The sequence below is a fragment of the Streptomyces acidiscabies genome (assembly GCF_020010905.1).
In the GTDB taxonomy this organism is placed as follows: domain Bacteria; phylum Actinomycetota; class Actinomycetes; order Streptomycetales; family Streptomycetaceae; genus Streptomyces; species Streptomyces acidiscabies.
On record NZ_JAGJBY010000001.1, the window covers coordinates 5,449,483 to 5,465,458 of the forward strand.

The 15,976-nt window shown below is 72.1% G+C and carries 12 protein-coding genes; 7 read left to right on the forward strand and 5 right to left on the reverse strand.

The annotated features are described in order from the left end of the window. Nucleotides 1-57 precede the first annotated feature (57 nt). Nucleotides 58-1,788 (reverse strand): L-aspartate oxidase, encoded by a 1,731-nt coding sequence (locus J8M50_RS24785; RefSeq protein WP_029184496.1) that lies wholly within the window; start codon nucleotides 1,786-1,788, stop codon nucleotides 58-60. Between the two features lie 180 nt (nucleotides 1,789-1,968). Here J8M50_RS24785 and J8M50_RS24790 point away from each other — a divergent pair, with 180 nt between their 5' ends. Beyond that, the gene (locus J8M50_RS24790; RefSeq protein WP_223786260.1) at nucleotides 1,969-2,517 is read left to right on the forward strand and encodes a DUF5134 domain-containing protein; all 549 of its coding nucleotides are present in this window, start codon (nucleotides 1,969-1,971) and stop codon (nucleotides 2,515-2,517) included. Nucleotides 2,518-2,524: 7 nt separating this feature from the next. Here J8M50_RS24790 and J8M50_RS24795 read toward each other — a convergent pair whose 3' ends face one another. Both J8M50_RS24795 and J8M50_RS24800 read right to left on the reverse strand, forming a co-directional pair. Further along, the gene (locus tag J8M50_RS24795) at nucleotides 2,525-3,916 is read right to left on the reverse strand and encodes an aldehyde dehydrogenase family protein (RefSeq protein WP_010359047.1); all 1,392 of its coding nucleotides are present in this window, start codon (nucleotides 3,914-3,916) and stop codon (nucleotides 2,525-2,527) included. After that, nucleotides 3,916-5,016: an acyl-CoA synthetase family protein gene (locus J8M50_RS24800; RefSeq protein WP_010359046.1), complete on the reverse strand. Its 1,101-nt coding sequence runs from the start codon at nucleotides 5,014-5,016 to the stop codon at nucleotides 3,916-3,918. The genes J8M50_RS24795 and J8M50_RS24800 overlap by 1 nt, the downstream gene beginning before the upstream one ends. Nucleotides 5,017-5,299: 283 nt before the next feature. Here J8M50_RS24800 and qcrB point away from each other — a divergent pair, with 283 nt between their 5' ends. Next, nucleotides 5,300-6,889, forward strand: a complete 1,590-nt coding sequence (gene qcrB, locus J8M50_RS24805; protein WP_010359045.1) for a cytochrome bc1 complex cytochrome b subunit — start codon at nucleotides 5,300-5,302, stop codon at nucleotides 6,887-6,889. Between the two features lie 44 nt (nucleotides 6,890-6,933). After that, nucleotides 6,934-7,386 (forward strand): cupin domain-containing protein, encoded by a 453-nt coding sequence (locus J8M50_RS24810; protein ID WP_010359043.1) that lies wholly within the window; start codon nucleotides 6,934-6,936, stop codon nucleotides 7,384-7,386. Between the two features lie 71 nt (nucleotides 7,387-7,457). Here the strand turns inward: J8M50_RS24810 and J8M50_RS24815 are convergent, their stop codons facing one another. Beyond that, nucleotides 7,458-8,969, reverse strand: coding sequence for an MFS transporter (locus tag J8M50_RS24815; protein WP_010359042.1), 1,512 nt, complete (start codon nucleotides 8,967-8,969; stop codon nucleotides 7,458-7,460). A 112-nt stretch (nucleotides 8,970-9,081) separates the two neighbouring features. Here J8M50_RS24815 and J8M50_RS24820 point away from each other — a divergent pair, with 112 nt between their 5' ends. The 3 genes from J8M50_RS24820 to J8M50_RS24830 all read left to right on the forward strand — a co-directional run bounded on the left by J8M50_RS24820 (nucleotide 9,082) and on the right by J8M50_RS24830 (nucleotide 12,379). Further along, nucleotides 9,082-9,867 carry a DUF427 domain-containing protein gene (locus J8M50_RS24820; RefSeq protein WP_029184495.1) on the forward strand — a complete coding sequence of 262 codons (786 nt, stop codon included), beginning with the start codon at nucleotides 9,082-9,084 and terminating at the stop codon, nucleotides 9,865-9,867. A gap of 112 nt (nucleotides 9,868-9,979) precedes the next feature. Next, nucleotides 9,980-11,413, forward strand: coding sequence for an aldehyde dehydrogenase family protein (locus J8M50_RS24825; protein WP_162947399.1), 1,434 nt, complete (start codon nucleotides 9,980-9,982; stop codon nucleotides 11,411-11,413). Between the two features lie 129 nt (nucleotides 11,414-11,542). After that, nucleotides 11,543-12,379, forward strand: coding sequence for a helix-turn-helix transcriptional regulator (locus J8M50_RS24830; protein ID WP_010359038.1), 837 nt, complete (start codon nucleotides 11,543-11,545; stop codon nucleotides 12,377-12,379). 7 nt (nucleotides 12,380-12,386) lie between these two features. Here J8M50_RS24830 and J8M50_RS24835 read toward each other — a convergent pair whose 3' ends face one another. Beyond that, on the reverse strand, nucleotides 12,387-12,653 hold the full coding sequence (locus tag J8M50_RS24835; RefSeq protein WP_010359037.1) for an FAD-binding protein: 267 nt from the start codon (nucleotides 12,651-12,653) through the stop codon (nucleotides 12,387-12,389). 445 nt (nucleotides 12,654-13,098) lie between these two features. Here J8M50_RS24835 and J8M50_RS24840 point away from each other — a divergent pair, with 445 nt between their 5' ends. Then, a complete protein-coding gene (locus tag J8M50_RS24840; protein ID WP_010359036.1) occupies nucleotides 13,099-15,918 on the forward strand; it encodes a helix-turn-helix transcriptional regulator in 2,820 nt (939 codons plus the stop codon). The last annotated feature ends 58 nt before the right edge of the window (nucleotides 15,919-15,976 follow it).

The window sequence follows — 15,976 nt, forward strand, 5'->3', positions numbered from 1 at the left end:
ATGTCGTCCGCATGAGGAAAGACCGGGTACACACGGTGTTTGTGACAGGGTCCCCGGCTACTCGACGAGCTTTCCCTCGGTGGAGACCTCGCCCATGAGGGACGCGATCTCATCTGGGACGGGGGGAATGCTCTCGTGGGTGATGCCGGTCGCCGGGGACCAGACGAGGTTGACGCGGAAGGCGGGGTCCAGGCCGGGAAAGTCGCTGCGGTTGTGACAGCCACGGGTCTCCCGGCGCTCCAGCGCCGCTTCGAGGGTGGCGCGGGCCGCCAGCGCGGCCGACTTCAGGTCGAAGGCGTGCGCGAGATCCTGGAAACCGGCGATGTCGGGATGGACGCCGACGTTCTCCATGCGCTTCTCGACGAGGTCCAGCTCCGCCAGACCGGTACGCAGACCTTGTTCGTCACGGACGACACCGGCGTGTTCCGTCATGGTGTTACGGATGGCGCGCTGGAGCGCCCGGACGTTCTCGGGCCCGTCGGCGGCGAGCAGTCCGTCGACCTCGGCGCGGGCCCGGGACACGGCGGACGCGCTGCGGGGCTGTGCGGTGAGCGAGTCGGAGTAGGCCGCGGCGGCCCGGCCGGTGATGCGCCCGTAGACCAGCAGCTCGATGAGGCTGTTGCCGCCGAGACGGTTCGCGCCGTGCAGTCCGCTGGCGGCCTCGCCGATGGCGTACAGACCGCGTACGTCGGTGCTGTGGTCCTCGGGACGGACCCAGACGCCGCCCATCGAGTAGTGCGCTGTGGGGGCGACCTCGATGGGGTCGCGGGTGATGTCCAGCATCTGTAGTTCGAGGAGGGTCTGGTAGACCCGGGGGAGCCGCTCCATGACGGTCTGCCGGGGGAGATGGGAGACGTCGAGCCAGACCCCGCCCTTCGGGGTGCCGCGGCCTTCCTTGATCTCGGTGTAGGAGGCGAGCGCCACGCGGTCGCGCGTCGACAGCTCCATGCGCTGAGGGTCGTAGCGGTTCATGTACCGCTCGCCGAGGGCGTTGCGCAGGATGCCGCCCTCGCCCCGGGCCGCCTCGCTGACCAGCGTGCCGGCGGCGTTCTCCGGCTCGATGAGGCCGGAGGGGTGGAACTGCACCAGCTCGGGGTCGCGCAGCCGGGCACCGGCCTCGACCGCCAGCCGCAGGGAGTCTCCGGTGTTCTCGTCCCGCCGCGAGGAGGTACGGCGCCAGATGCGGGTGTGGCCGCCCGCCGCGAGGATGACGGCGTCCGCGTGGATGAGGTGACGCGTGCCGTCGTTCAGATCGAAGCCGTAGGCCCCGAAGACGGCGCCCTCGTGCACCAGGAGGCGGGTGATGTAGACGCTGTCGAGCACGGGGACGGCCAGTTGGCCCGCCCGCCGGATGAAGGTGCGCTGGATCTCCAGGCCGGTGTAGTCGCCGGCGAAGGCGGTGCGGCGGAACGTGTGGGCGCCGAAGAAGCGCTGCGAGATACGGCCGTCCTCCTCACGGGCGAAGGCCATGCCGTAGCGCTCCAGGTCGTCGATGCCCAGGGCCGCGCCCCGGGTGACGATCTCGGCCGTCCTGGGGTCGCCGAGCAGATAGCTCTCCTTGAGCGTGTCCGCCGCGTGCTGCTGCCAGCTGTCCTCGGGGTCCATCGTGGCCAGGGCGGCGTTGATCCCGCCGGCGGCCAGGGAGGTGTGGGTGTCCTCCTTGGGACGCTTGCCGACGGCCAGGACGTCGACGCCGGCCTCGGCCAACTCGATCGCCGCCCGCAGGCCGGCACCGCCGGTACCGATCACCAGCACTGTGGTGGCAAGACGTTGTTCGGTAATGGCCACGATCGCTCCCGTCGCTGTGGGTGGTCACCGACTACGACCGGGGCGGGCGGACGTTTGTGACACCGACGCCGGGTTCATGTCACGGATCGATCGCACACCTGGTCAAGACTGCGACCCGTCCTGAGAAGAGGAAGGCACACACCGTGTCACATGCAGACCACCACACCGTCTGACCGCCCCATGGCTACCCCCGCCGACATCGTGCACGGCATGCTGACCGTGCTCTTCACCGCCGTGGCGGCGCACGCACTCCGGCAGGGCGTCCGCCCGGCCCGCCCCCGTGACCGGGCGGACCACCTCCTGCACTTCACCATGGCTACGGCGATGGCGGCGATGCCCTGGAGCCTCGGCCGCCCGCTGTCCGGGCCGACCACGACGGCCCTGTTCACGGCCGCCGCCCTGTGGTTCCCGCTGACCGCACTCCACCGCCGTACGACGGACACCGCGGCGCGGATCGCCGCCCGGCTGCCGTCTGCAGCCGGAATGGCGGCGATGGCCTGGATGCTGCGCACAACAGCTCACACCCACGAGCCCTCGGCCGACGGCGTCACCGCTCTGCTGACGGTGTATCTCCTGGCGTGCGCGCTGCGGTCGTTGACCCTGCCCATGCCCTCCCTCCGGTCCGCCACGGACACGCAGCACCGCACCGCCGCGACGGACCCGTACGGTCACTCCCGCGACGGGGCGATGGCACTGGGGACGGCCCTGATGCTGCTCATGCCCCACTGAGCACCGGTCACAGCGCGCCGACGACCGCCTTGCCGCGCATCAGGAAGTCCGACAGGTAACTGTCGTGCGGGACTCCCGGAGCCATCCAGTACGTCGGATGGTCACCCGTGTGGAGATTGGCGACGGTGGGTTCGGCCAGCAGCGCGTCGAGCAGGGCGCGGTCACGGGTGAGGGCCGACAGGACGAGGGTGTCACGTAGCGGAGCGATGCCGTCCGCACGGCTCCAGGGCGCCACCCACACGCAGGGGAAGGGGAGTTCGGTCCGCAGCTGCGCGGCACCGGCACTCGCCACCTGATGAACGGCGGGACGCAGGACGGCACTCCCGTCACCGAGGTCGTCGACGATGCCGTCACCGCCGAGCCAGGCCCGGGTCCCCGCCGCCACCGACCGCAAGTACGAGTCGAGGGCCCTGGCCCGGTCCAGCGGCACCACCGGGAGCACCGCCCGTACGTCCTGCGGCGGCAGTCCGGGCAACGAGGACAGCCGGGCCGCGACGGCCTCGGCGAGCGGCGCCGGATCGCCCTCGACGAGGACGGCGGTGGCGTTGACGCAGGCGGTGCCGCCCTCGTCGGCGACAGAACCGACGATCGTGTCCAGGTGCTCCCGCCAGTCGGTGTCCGCGGTGACGAGGATCTTGCTCCGCCCGGGCCCCTGCGGCAGCACGCGGGGATCGCGGGCGTACCGGGCGACCACCTCGTCACCGCCGTACACCACGGTGCGATCCGCGCCGCGGATCAGCGTGCCGGCGGTGTGGTGGTCCGTGGGCAGCAGCACCAGCTGGTCCTGCCGCACCCCCGCCCGGTGCAGCGCCGCGACCAGCCGGTGCGGCGTGAACGGCTCCCGCCGCGACGGACGTACGGCGACGCGGTAGCCCAGGGCCAGCGCCTCCAGCCACAGCCGGTGCACACCGGGATGGTTGCCGGAGGCGCTGACGGCGAACACCTCACCCCGGCGGGCCCATACGGCGCGCCCGGCCCCCGACGCCGGGTCCCGGCGGCCGGCGACCGTCCCGCGCGGCCTGCCCTGCTCGGCGGACGACCGGGCCAGCGCGACGAACCGTGCCGTGCCCCGCGTCGCCGCGCGCACCACCGTCAGCGGGGTGCCCGAGGTGCGGCTGACCAGGTGTTCGTACGCCCGCACGCCCAGACCGCCGACGGTGCCGGTGGCGAACTCCTCGGCAGCCGCCCCCAGCAGCGAGTCGACGTCGGCCACCGGTACCGCCTCGGCCCTGCGCAGCGCGGCCAGCGCCCGGTCGACGTACACCGGCGGCACCAGACTCAGCAGCGCCACCTCGGCACCGGAGACGTCCGTCACGGCGCCGGGCATCCGCGTCCGGTAGGGGCCGCCGGGGCCGAGCGCGTCCAGGTGGACCGGCCCGGCGCCTTCGATGTCCGCCATCAGTACACGCCCTCGATCACGGCCTCGCCCCGCACCGCGGGCACCGGTGCCACGTCCGCGACGGCGTCGCCGGCCTGACCGCCGGCCGGCCGTACGCGCACGGCCGTGTCGCGTTCCGCGTTGTTGGGGATGAGCATCGACTTGCTGACGTGGCTGACGACCACCTGGCCCCGCTCGCCGACCGGGACCCGTTCCCCGGTGCCGGGCGCCACGACCGACAGGAACACGTACGGCGGGACCGGGTCGAACACGCAGGGCTGCGAGGCGTCGAGGCCGGGGCGTTCCAGCAGCGCGGTGAGCATCATGGTGTTGCCGTACATGCCGATGAGCGGTACGTCGGGGAAGACCTCCGTGGCCAGCAGGTGACGGGTGTCGGGATCCATGTGCGTGCCGCCCCAGACGATCGCCCCGACGGAGTCGTTGATCCGCTCCAGGAGGTCGTCCTCGCGGGCGAAGCGGGCCAGCAGCGGGGTGGTGGCGGCGAGTACTCCGATGTCCTGGGTCAGCAGAATCCGGCGGCACTGTTCGACGAGATGGTCGGTGTAGGACTCGGCCTCGTCGACGCGACCGGCGGCGATCAGCTTCTTCACCCAGCGGGGGTCCATGTCGACGCTCAGCGCCGGGCCGCCGAGGGACGCCGCCGCCCGCTGGAGCACGTCCCCCACCAGATGCGGGCCGGTCGGAGCCACGGTCAGCCACTGGGCACCGACGGGCAGGCCGTGCTCACGCAGCCGTGCGTCGACGTGCCGTGTGCTGTGCCGCACCCAGTCGTCGAGCTGGACGACCCGCTTGGGGGCTCCGGTCGTCCCGCCGCTGTCGAAGACGTTGACCAGCCGGGCACCGGTTCCGTAGCCCCGGGGGACCAGATCCGTCACCGCAACGTCCCGCAGTTCGTCGCTCAGGTCGGGGAAGAGGGCTAGGTCGTCCACGCCCTTGACGTCGTGACGGGGGTCGAAGGCGAGCCGGCCGGCCCGGTCGAGCCAGTAGCGGGAGCCGGTCGCCGGGTCGAAGTGCCAGCGCATGGCCGCTCGCACGAACGCGTCGGGATCGACGCCGTCGGACGGCCCGGCGTCCAGGACGGCGGGGAACTCGGATGTCATGGATGGTCCTCTCGGTGGTGCCTTCGCCCTTGAGACCGGGCGACGGCACAGGTTGTGACACAGCCGCACCCGCGCGTGATCCGCCCCGCGGGCCGCGCTCGATGTGACCGACCCCGAACCGCTCCCGCCGGGACACCCGCTCCGGGCGACACCCGGCCCGCTGTCACGCCCGGGCCGCCTCACCGGTCATGACGGCGACAGAACTCGGCGAAACACGCCCGAGCGGCACATCCATGGACTCGGCCGGACATCACGCGCCGACGCAGGAACGAAGGGCGAAGAGATGAGCGACGACAGCCGTCCGGCCGAGCCGAGGCAGGAACGTACGGGGGAGCGGCTCGCCCGATGGGCGGACAGCCGGCTGGGCCACCGCCACACCGCCCGCTCCGTGCGCCGCACGGTCTTCCCCAGCCATGCTTCATTCATGCTGGGGGAGATAGCGCTCTACAGCTTCGTCGTTGTGCTGATCACCGGCGTCTATCTGAGCCTCCACTTCCACCCCTCCTCCGCTCCCGTGGTCTACGACGGCGGTTACCGCCCGCTGCGGGGGCAGTTGGTGTCGGAGGCCTACGCCTCGACCCTGCACATCTCGTTCGACGTCCGCGCCGGACTGCTCATCCGCCAGGCCCACCACTGGGCGGCCCTGGTCCTGGTCGCCGCCGTGTTCGTCCACATGCTGCGCGTCTTTTTCACCGGCGCCTTCCGCAAACCGCGCGAACTCAACTGGGTGTTCGGGTTCCTGCTGCTCGTCCTCGCCATGTTCGGCGGCCTGACCGGCTACGACCTGCCCGACGACCTGCTGTCCGGAACCGGCTTGCAGGTCGTGAACGGCACCCTCCTGTCGATCCCGGTCGTCGGGACCTACGTCTCGTTCCTCCTGTTCGGCGGCGAGTTCCCCGGCGAGGACCTGATCGCCCGCTTCAACACCCTGCACGTCCTGGTCATCCCCGGCCTGATGGTCGCGCTGCTCGTCGGCCACCTGCTCCTGGCCGTACGCCACCGGCACACGCAGTACCCCGGACCCGGCCGCACCGGCGGCAACGTCGTCGGCCTCCCGTTCAAGGTGTACGCCGTCAAGTCGGCCGGCTCCTTCTTCCTCGTGTCCGGCGTGATCTTCTTCATGGCCGCCGTCGCGCAGATCAATCCCGTGTGGAACTACGGGCCCTTCCGCCCCGACCAGGTCTCCGCCGGTTCCCAGCCCGACTGGTACATGGGCGTCGCCGACGGCCTGCTGCGTGTCATGCCCGGCTGGGAGATCGACTTCTGGGGCCACACCCTGGCCCTGGACACCTTCCTGCCCCTGCTGGCCGGTGTCCTGCTCTTCCTGGCCATGGGCGCCTATCCGTTCCTCGAAGCCTGGGTCACCGACGACGACCGCGAGCAGCATCTGCTGGACCGCCCCCGCAACCGCCCGGTGCGGACCGCGCTGGGCGTGGCCTGGCTCAGCGTCTACGCGGTGGCGCTCATCGGCGCCGCCAACGACCTGATCGCCACCCGGCTGCACGTCTCCCTCGACGCTGTGACCTGGACCGTCCGCATCGCCCTGTTCGCCGTACCGGTCCTCGCCTTCGTCGTCACCAAGCGGCTGGCCCTGGGCCTGCAACGGCGAGACCGCGACAAGGTGGTGCACGGGCGCGAGACCGGCGTCATCAAGCGCCTTCCCGACGGCGGGTACGTCGAGCTCCACGAACCGCTCGACCAGGCGCGGTTGCACACCCTGACCGCCCACGAGCAGTACCGGCCGCTAGTCCTGCCTGGCCGGACCCGGCGGCTGCGCGTCGGGCTCAGCCGTGTGCTCTACGGCCCCGGCACGCAGATCCCCAAGCCCACTCCCGTGTCACAGATCCAGCGGGCACCCGGTCAGAAGGGGTGAGCGGCCTCCACGGCCGCACGGTTCACCACGAAAGGTGCGACTCAGTGTCGGAGAACCCACAGCACACCCACCACGGCCACGGAACCGGCGGCGAGGACGGCCCCAGCTGGACCCGCGCGGCGAAGATGCTCCAGGACGCCTCGCCGATCGTCGTTCCCGAAGGCGCCTCGGCGATGACCATCCACGTCCAGTGGGAGCCCGGCGACCCGGGCACCCCGCCGCACCGCCACTTCGGCCCGGCGTTCGGCTACGTCGTCAAGGGCGCCGTCCGCTTCGAGCTGGAGGGCGAGCCCGAGCGCGTCATCGAGGCCGGCGGCACCTTCTGGGAGCCGGGCGGCGACGCCATCCACTACCAGGACGGCAACGCACTGGCCGACGAGCGCACCGAGTTCGTCGTCACCATGCTCTGCGCCCCGGGCAAGCCGATGCTGGAGCTGGTCGACGAGGCGGAGCTGAAGGAACGCGCCCACCTGCGCGCGCCGCGTCCCACCGCCTGACCTTCCGTACGGCGGGGCCCCGCGCCCGTGACTCACGGACGCGGGGCCCCCTCCGAGGCAGGCGCCGGGGGTCACTCCACGCTCCGGTGATGGGCGAAGCGGGACACGAGCGGCGGCTCCATCAGCCAGCCGTGGAACCGCCCGTGCGGCCGGTGCGAGGCCGTGACGGTCTGCCCGAGCAGGACGAAGGCGACCACCGCACCGATGGCCAACAGGCCCGCGCACAGCGGCATGGCCCGACTGAACGACGTGCCGAAGGCGGCGCCCGACCGATAGGCGTCCGGCCCCATCCCGACCAGCAGCGGCAGCGCCGCCACGGCCACCAGACCGGCCGCCCGGGCCGCCGCGTTGTTGATGCCGCTGGCCAGCCCGGCGTTCGAGGCGCTCACCGAGGACAGCAGGGTCACGGTCAGCGGAGCGACCATGACGACCATGCCGGCCCCCATCACCACCAGAGCGGGCAGGATGTCGGTCAGGTAGGAAGCGCCCGGCCCGACCCGCAGCATCATCAGCATGCCCGCCCCGCACACCAGCGGTCCGACGGTGAGCGGGATACGCGGCCCCACCCGCTGGGCGAGCACGCCGGACGCGGAGGAGAACAGCAGCATCACCAACGTGTTGGGCAGCATCGCCGCACCGGCCGCCAGCGCCGAGTACCCGACGACGATCTGGAGGTGCAGGGCGGTCAGGAAGAAGAACCCGCCGGTGCCCGCGTAGACGCACAGGGTGATCAGGTTGACGGCGGTGAACTGCCGGGACGAGAAAATGGCCGGCGGCACCATCGGGTCGGCGCTGCGCCGCTCCACGATCAGGAAGACGGCACCCGCCACGACGCCGCCGACGCCCGAGACGACGGCCACCGTGCCGCTGTGGCGTGCCTCGGTCAGCGCGTAGGTGGCCAGGGCGAGGGCCAGGGCGCCCAGCACGGCGCCGGGTACGTCGAAGCCGAGCCGCCCCCGGCCTTCCTCGGGGGGTGTGCCCATGGACTCGGGGACATGGCGCAGCGCCACCGGCACGCACAGCAGCGCGGGGACGATGCTCAGCACGAAGGTCCACCGCCAGCCGGGGCCGTCCACCAGCCACCCGCCCAGGAACGGACCGAGAGCCGCGCCGACCCCGCCGAAGCCCGACCACAGGCCGATCGCGCGCGGCCGGTCGTCCGGGTGGAAGGAGGCCTCGATGATCGCCAGCGAGCCGGGGGTGAGCAGGGCACCGCCGACGCCTTGCAGCGCTCGGGCGGCGATCAGCGTGGGGGCGTCCGGAACCACAGCGCACAGCAGGGAGGCCGCCGCGAACCACACGATGCCGACGACGAAGACGCGCCGCCGCCCGAAGCGGTCGCCCAGGGCCCCGCCGAGCAGGATGAGGCCGGCCAGGGTCAGCATGTAGGCGTTCACCGTCCACTGGAGCACGGCGAGACCGGCGCCGAAGTCGTCCCCGATGTGCGGCAGCGCGACGTTGGTGACGGTCGAGCCGAGCAGGACGACACCCGACCCGAGCACGGTGGCCAGCAGGGTCCATCGGCCACGGGCACTGCTGATACGGAGGGAACCGGCACCGTCGGTGGCGGGGGATGCGGACATGCGAGCCTCTGGATTCCGTGGCCGTCGGGTACCACCCTCTGACCGGGAGCCTCCCGTATCTGTGACACCGTTTGGAGGCACACTGTTGTGTGAAGCCGTTAAGGTGATGACCATGGCAACCGAAAGTGTTCTGCACCCGAGCCTCATCGTCCCGGTCGGGCACGTCGAACCTGTTCCCCGCCGCATCCGCGGGATGCTCGGAGGTCGCATCGCCTTCGACACCCGCCGTGCGCTGTACGTGTGGGAACAGCAGGCATACCCCCAATTCAGCATCCCGGTCGAGGACTTGGTGGACGGCGTGCTCCAGGACGACGGACACACCGAGCATCGCGGTGCCGGTCCCGCGCACCGGCACACCCTCCGGGTCGGACCGGAGGTGCGTGCGGGGTCGGCGTGGGTCTGGGGAGACGGCGCGCCGGAACCCCTGCGCGGCACCGTGCGGTTCGCGTGGGAGGCGCTGGACTCCTGGTTCGAGGAGGACGAACCGGTCTTCGTCCACCCCCGCAGCCCCTACTCCCGCGTGGACGCGCTGCGTTCGGGCAGCAGCGTCCGCGTCGAGCTGGACGGTGTCGTACTGGCGGAGGCCACCGGCTGCGTGAAGCTGTTCGAGACGGGCTTGCCGACCCGCTACTACCTCGACCACGCGGCCGTCGACTGGACCCTGCTACGGCGCTCGGACACGGTGACCAGCTGCCCGTACAAGGGCACGACCAGCAGCTACTGGTCCTTCGACAGCGCCACGGCCTCCCACGAGGACATCGCCTGGACGTACGACTTCCCGACCATCCACGCCAACCGCATCGCAGGACTCACCGCGTTCTACAACGAGCACGTCGACCTGTACGTAGACGGCTTCCCGCTGCCGAGGCCGGGCGCTGCGACCCGGGCCGGCCGGTGATTTCCGTACCCGTGTTCCGGTCCACTCGTCTTCGTCGCGGCGGGCGAGTGACGTGGATCATGGGTATCGGAGAGCATGGATGCCGCCCGACGACCGATGTTCCCTTGGCGGCATGAACGAACAACGTACGGTTCCCTTCCCCGCCCCGTCCCACTGGATCGACGGCCGAGCCGTCAAGGGCTCCGGCCCGCTGATCGAGGTCGTGAACCCCGCCGACACATCGGTCGTCGCCACCCTGCACGAGGGCACGACCGAGGAGGTGGACCTGGCCGTGGACGCCGCGCTCGCCGCGTTCCCCGGCTGGGCGGCGACGTCCGTGGAGCACCGCGTCGCCCTCATGAGGCGCCTGGCCGAGGGACTGGAGCGGCAGCGCGAAGAACTCGCGGCCACCATCACCTTGGAGATGGGCGCGCCGATCGGCTTCTCCCGGCAGGCGCAGGTGGGTTTCCCGGTCGCCTCGATCCTGGCCGCGATCACGGCGGCGGAGCAGTTCGAGTGGACGTCGGTGATCGAGAACTCGCTCGTCGTACGCGAGCCCATCGGCGTCGTAGGAGCGATCACTCCGTGGAACTTCCCGCTCCAGCAACTGGTGACGAAGGTCGTCCCCGCGATGCTCGCGGGCAACACGGTCGTCCTGAAGCCGTCGGAGATGTCCCCCCTCAGCGCCAGGATGTTCGCCGGGACCGCCACCGAGGCGGGGCTGCCCGACGGTGTGTTCAACGTGGTGCAGGGCACCGGACCGGTCGTCGGAGAGGCCCTTTCCCGACACCCGAAGATCGACATGATCTCCTTCACCGGCTCCACCCGGGCCGGCCGAAGCGTCTCCGTCGCCGCCTCCGGCACGATCAAACGCGTCGCACTCGAACTGGGCGGCAAGGCGGCCCACATCGTCCTCCCCGAGGCCGACCTCGATCTCGCCGTGACCCGAGGGCTGGCCTTCGCCTGGGCCAACGCCGGCCAGGCGTGCGGCGCCTACGTACGCCTGCTCGTTCCCGGGGAGCTGCAAGCGACCGTGGTCGACAAACTCCGGGTCGCGGCCTCGGAGTACGTGGTCGGCGACCCTGCGGACGAGGGCACGAGGATCGGCCCGCTCGCCTCGGAGACCCAGCGTCGACGCGTCGACGGCTACATCCGGCAGGCCCTCACGGACGGTGCCACGCTCGTCGTCGGTGGCCCCGGCCGGCCGGAGGGCCTGGAGACCGGTGCCTACGTCAGACCCACGATCTTCTCCGACGTCGACCCGCAGTCGGTGATCGCCCAGGAGGAGGTCTTCGGCCCCGTCCTCGTCGTCATCCCCTACGCCGACGACGACCAGGCCGTCGAGATCGCCAACGGCACGGTCTACGGGCTGAACGCCGCGGTGACCGGCGACGAGGACCACGCCATGGCGATCGCCCGGCGCCTGCGGGTGGGCCAGGTCGATGTCAACGGGGGACAGCACAACTTCCAGGCCCCGTTCGGCGGGTACAAGCAGTCCGGCAACGGTCGGGAGATGGGCCGTGCCGGTCTTGAGGAGTTCCTGGAGACGAAGGCGATCACCCGCTGACGGCCCGTCCCACCGTGTCACGGGAATGTGCGATACCCGCCACACCGTTCACACGGTGAAAGTACGGGACGACGGCCACCCCACTCGCGGACTCACCGTGACGGCGTCGTCCCGGACGGGAGGACACCCATGCCGGACCGCGCGGCACTGGCGGCGTTCCTCCGGGCCCGCCGCGAGGCCCTCCAACCGGAGGACGCCGGCCTGCCCCGAGGGCGTCGTCGGCGTACCGGTGGGCTGCGGCGCGAGGAGGTCGCGGCACTGTGCGACATGTCGGCGGACTACTACAGCCGGCTCGAACAGCCGCGAGGCCCCCACCCCTCGGAGCAGATGCTCGCCGCGCTGGCCCGAGGCCTGCGCCTGTCACCGGAGGAACGCGACCTCCTCTTCCAGCTCGCGGGACACGCCCTGCCGTACCGCGTACGGCAGGGGGACCACATCAGCCCAGGTATGACGCGCATCCTGGACCAACTCGCGGACACCCCCGCCCAGGTGATGAACCACCTGGGCGAGACGCTGCGGCAGACGCGTCCGGCCGTGGCGCTGCTCGGTGACGAGACGGCCCATGCCGGACTGGCGCGCAGCTCCCACTACCGCTGGTTCACCGACCCCGCCTCCCGTCTGATCCACCCCGAGAGCGACCACGCCGAGCAGAGCCGTCTGCGGGTGGCGGACCTGCACGGAGCCTGGACCCGCGACGGCGCCGGCTCGCGTGCCGCCGAACTCGTCGACGTACTGCACGAGGAGAGCCCCGAGTTCGCCGGTATCTGGCAGGAGCGCCCCGTGCTGGGGCCCTCCTGCGCCGCCAAGCGCTTCCGCCATCCGCAGCTCGGGGCACTGGAACTGCACTGCCAGACCCTGACCGACCCCGACGAGTCCCAGCGGCTCGTGGTCTACACCGCGACGCCGGGAACCGAGAGCCACGCTGGCCTTCAGCGGCTGTCCCTCCTGGACGGCCTAGTCGGGTGACGAGACGTCAACTCCACGATGTGCGGGGCCCGTCGTACTCCGTCATCAGGTGACGCACCGACCGATGCAGCGCGCGGAGGTTCTGGTCACCCTCGGCGGTCAGCAGCCGGTTCACCTCCGCCTCAGCGGCGCGCACCGTGGCCGGGGAACGCTGCTGAACGGTCAGGCGCGCCGAGTACTCCGCCGCGGCACGGCCGGCGATCCGGCCGTGGACGAGGAGTTCGGTCGGGGAGTCCCCCTCCAGCCGGCCCGCGCCGGCCGCCTCCCCGACCACGAACAGTCCACCGCCCCCGGTGCTGTGGTCCTCGGCCCGCGCCCATCGAGTACTGGGCGGTCGGCGCGACCTCGACAGGATCGCGGGAGATGTCGAGGTCCTGTACGTCCAGCACGGTCCGGTGCACGCGCGCCAGCCGCGCCAGAACGGTCTCGCGCGGCAGGCGGGTCAGATCGAGCCACACCCCGCCGGCCCGGCTGCCCAGCCCCTCCTTGATCTCTGTACGGATGGCCAGCGCGACCGTGTCCCGCCCGCGCGGCGAGCCGCCTCGCCGACCGGACAGCGCCCCCTTTTGTGACAGCCGCCGGACACTTTCCTCCATGGGTTCTGTCACACCGAAGTCCCACACGGTGTGCGCAGTGTTCCAGGTACCGTTGCAAGGCTCGCTCCACCAACGTTGTGGGAGCTTCTCATCCCCCTGACTCCCCCCGAGGAGCCGTGTCGCATGATCGCCAGTCCGCTTCCCGATCTCGTCGGCCGGCAACGCGAGTGCGCGGCCCTCGACGACCTGCTGACCGGTCTGCGCGCAGGCGGGTCGCGCGTACTGGTGCTGCGCGGTGAGGCCGGTATCGGGAAGTCGGTGCTCCTGGAGTACGTGGCCGCGCAGGCGTCGCGGGTACGGGTGAGCCGGGCGCACGGCATCGAGGCGGACATGGAGCTGCCCTACGCGAGCCTGCACCAGCTGTGCGCGCCGTTCCTGGACGCGCTGGACGACCTGCCGGAACCCCAGCGCGACGCGCTGCGCGTGGCGTTCGGCATGGTCGCCGGAGATCCGCCCGACCGCTTCCTCGTCGGTCTCGCCGTACTCACCCTGCTCACCCGCGCCTCGGCCACCCGGCCGGTGCTCGTCGTGGTGGACGACGCCCAGTGGCTGGACCAAGTGTCCTTGCAGACCCTGGAGTTCGTGGCCCGCCGACTGCTCGCGGAGGACGTCGCCATGGCGTTCGCGGTGCGCGACCCCGAGGGAGGGTCCGCGCTCGGCGGGCTGCCGACGCTGCGGCTCGACGGCCTCGACACCACTGCGGCCGGCCGGCTCCTGGAGACGGCCGTCGGCGGGCGGCTGGAGAAGCGGGTCCGGGACCGGTTCGTCGCCGAGATGCGCGGCAACCCGCTGGCGCTGCTCGAATTCTCCCGTGGCCGCAGCGCCGCCGAACTGGCGTACGGCCTGGACGCGTCGAACCGTCCGAGCCTCCACGGACCGGTCGCGAATCGCGTCGAACGAGACTTCGCCGGCCGGCTCGACGCGCTGCCGGCGGCCACCCGGACCCTGCTGCTGATCGCCGCGGCGGAACCGCTCGGCGACGCGCGCCTGCTGGTCCGCGCGGCCGGCCTGCTCAAGATCGTCCCCTATGCCGCGCCCGCCAAGGCGGCAGGCCTGATCGAGTTCGGGGAGTCCGTCCGGTTCCGGCACCCCCTGGTGCGCTCCGCCGTCTACCACGGGGCCGAGCCCGAGGAACGCCGGGCGGTGCACCGCGCGTTGGCCGAGGCCACGGACCCGGTGCTGGACCCCGACCGCCGCGCCTGGCACGCCGCGCAGGCCGCCGAGGGACCGGACGAGGAGGTCGCCGCGGGGCTGGAACAGGCCGCCGACCGCGCGCGACAGCGCGGTGGCATCGCCGCCGAGGCGGTGTTGCTGGAACGCGCCTGCGAGGTGACGCCGGATCCGCGGCCACGGGGCCGCAGAGCCCTCGCGGCGGCCGAGGCGTACTTCTCGGCCGCCTCACCCGACCGGGCCACCGAACTCGCCACGGTGGCCGAACTGTGCCCGCTGAGCGCCCTGGACCGCGCCCGGCTGATGCGGCTGCGGGCCAGGATCCTCTTCGCCCGCAGCCGCAGCGACGAGGCTGCACCCCTGCTGCTGGAGGCCGCCGCACAGTTCACCGCCGCCCGGTCACCGCTGGCGCGGGAGACGTACCTGGAGGCGATCAGCGCCACCATCTTCGCGGGCCGGGTGCACGGACCGACCGGCGCCCGCGCCGCCGCCGTCGCGGCCCGCGCGTCCGGGGCGCCCCCGTCGGGCTCCGAGGCCGCCGACCTCCTCCTCGACGGGGTGGCCGCGCTCCTCACGGACGGCTACGAAAGCGGCGTCCCGGCGCTGTACGCCGCGCTGGACCGGCTCGCGCACGAGGAACTCGGCACCCGGGAGGCGACCATGCGCTGGCTGCTGCTCGTCCCGGTCGCGCTGGAAGCGTTCATCCACTACGCGTGGGACCTGCACGCGTGGGACACACTGTCGGGACGGGCGGTACGTCTGGCCCGCGACATCGGCGCGCTCGGCGCGCTGCCACCGGCCCTCATCTACGCCGGCGGGGTGCACATCCACCGCGGGGACTTCGCCGAGGCCGCCCGCATGATCGACGAGGCCGACGCGCTCGCCGCAGCGACCGGCCACGCCCCGCACCAGTACGCGACCCTGGTCCTGGCCGCGTGGCGGGGCGAGGCGGACGTCGCCGCCGGGATCATCGACGAGGCCAGACAGCGGGCCGAACAGCGGGGCGAGGTATCGCTGTTGGGCGCCATGGGCTACATCCAGGGCGTGCTGTTCAACGGCCTGGCGCGCTACGAGGAGGCCCTGGAGGCCGCGCGCACGGCCATCGAGCACGACGGATTCAACTTCACCGGACTGTCGCTGGTCGAACATGTCGAGGCCGCCACCCGCTGCGGCGAACCGGACCAGGCCCGAGCCTCCCTGGCCCGGCTGCTCGACCTCACCCGCGCCGCCGACTCCGGCTGGGCCCGCGGCGCCGCCGCCCGCAGCCGGGCGCTCCTCGCCGAGGGCGACGAGGCCGACCGCCTCTACCGGACCGCGATCGAGGAGTTCGGCCGCGGCGGCGTGGCCGTGGAGGTGGCCCGCACCCACCTGCTGTACGGCGAGTGGCTGCGCCGCGCCCAACGACGGTCACCGGCCCGGGAGCAACTGCGCGCGGCGCACGCGATGTTCGACGGCATGGGCGCCCACGCTTTCGCCGAACGGGCCCGCCGTGAACTGCTCGCGACCGGCGAGCACGTCAGGCAACGGGAGAACGGGCCGGCCAGTGCCCTCACCCCCCAGGAGTCGCAGGTCGCGGCGCTCGCGGCCGACGGCATGACGAACGCCGGGATCGGCGCGGAGCTGTTCATCAGCCCGCACACCGTGGAGTGGCATCTGCGCAAGGTGTACACGAAGCTCGGCATCAGATCCCGCCGCGCCCTGCCCGGAGCCCTGGCGAACGCCCCGGCCCCAGGGGCTCACCACGAGGTTTCCCACGGTGTCCCACGGACTTGACCACGTGAATCAAGGGCGCGGCACACGGTGTCACGGAACGAGGGTGGATCCATCGCCC